The following is a 1644-nucleotide window of genomic DNA, read 5'->3' as shown; positions in this document are numbered from 1 at the left end:
GTATTACCGTCTTTCTGTACCCTTTCATTTAATTCACGCGAGCAACTGATTGTGGCTATTCCATGTTCTAAAGCAACATGGCTTCTATGGCTTTCGCCAAGGCATTGTAGCCCCAATGCCAAAATATTTATAGCTGCGTTTTCATCTCGATCTATTTGTAAATTGCATACTGGACACTTATGCACACGCACAGAAAGAGACTTATCAACTAATGTTCCACATCTGCTACACCTTTTAGATGTATTACACGGATCAACCAATACACATTTCCTATCTGCTTGCTCGGCCTTATATTGAACATATCGTACAAATCGATTCCAAGCCGCATCAGAGATGCTCTTGGCCAGATAATGATTTTGAAGCATTTTCTTATTATTCAGTTTTTCAAGAGCAATGATTCCGTATTCGTTCACCAGATTCCTAGACAATTTATGCGCGAAATCTTTGCGCCGATTGGCAATGCGTTGGTATATATGCGCAACTGCCTTACGCCGTTTTTCTCTTTCAGGTGTTCCTTTTTCTGCTTTTGACAGTTTACGTTGCGCCTTCGCTAGTTCTTTTTCATCTTTCTTTAAGAAGCGCGGATTAGCGACTTTAGTACCATCACTTAAGGTTGCAAAAGATTCGAGACCCAAGTCAATGCCAATTGCTTCTTTTGACTTCGGTAATGGGGTAGTTAATACTTTACAAGAAAAATTAGCATACCAATTGCCAATAGAATCTCTGCGAATGTTTAAAGTTTTAATTCTACCTCGCAATGGGCGAGAAATAATAATTTTAATATTCCCTATTCTTGAAAGCTTCAATTCGTTGCCGGACAGTTTAAATCCATCTTGCGTATAAGTGAAACTATAATACCTTCCATATCCACAGAATTTAGGATATCCTGGATTTTCTCCAGCTTGTATTCGCGTAAAGAATGCGTTGAAAGCATGGTCTCCACGAGTACAAGCATCACGCAGTACTTGCGAATATACTTGATTCAACTCCGGCTTCTGCTCTTTCCATTTAGGAATCATTCTAAATGTATCATAGCAGGAAAGAGTATTTTGTTCTTGCTCCCAAGCGTTTTTACGAGCAGCTAGCGATTCATTATAAACCCATCGGCAAAGTTCAAGCGTTTGATTAAGTTTTGTCAGTTGCGCTTTTGTTGGAAGAAGTCGATATTGATAAGTAAGTATCATGTTTTAATTGTACCTCAATTTTATGAAAAATGCAAGTGTCATTTTCTACGACATAAATTTGTTACGATAACACTTTTCTGCAATGATAATGCGTACCTATTCATTAACCCACGCCGATTTGCTGATTACATCTGCTTATTTTTAAGATTTTGCATTCCCCCTTCATTAACCCACGTCAAGATGCTGATTACATCCATCACTATTTCCCTTTAACCCTGTATCTTCTAACATTATTTTTTACATCCTCCCGCCTTTTTTCCTTATAGCAATTAGGGCAGAGGTTATGGTTTTTATGATTGTTTTCTATAATGGCACCGCAGTTAGCACAAATTTTAGGATAATAGTCTATAATATTATTTAAGCTTTTTATTGTTACAAATTTTTCCGAATTTTCATCAATAAAATTTACTTTGAAGCATCCTGTAGGGAGGGTAGTTATTAATCCACTTTGATCTATTTT

Annotated in this window: 2 protein-coding genes; both read right to left on the bottom strand. The window is 37.0% G+C overall.

Annotated elements, in window-relative coordinates:
• Positions 1–1184, bottom strand: a 1184-nt coding sequence (locus tag ABFC84_11080; GenBank protein MEN6413281.1) for a transposase, incomplete at its 3' end; no start/stop codon positions are given.
• 199 nt (positions 1185–1383) lie between these two features.
• The coding region (locus ABFC84_11075; protein ID MEN6413280.1) for a hypothetical protein at positions 1384–1644 on the bottom strand (261 nt) is incomplete at its 5' end.

This window comes from Veillonellales bacterium (assembly GCA_039680175.1).
In the GTDB taxonomy this organism is placed as follows: Bacteria; Bacillota; Negativicutes; order JAAYSF01; family JAAYSF01; genus JBDKTO01.
Note: the sequence above shows the minus strand (reverse complement) of the source record. Positions and strands in the feature narration are given on the sequence as shown.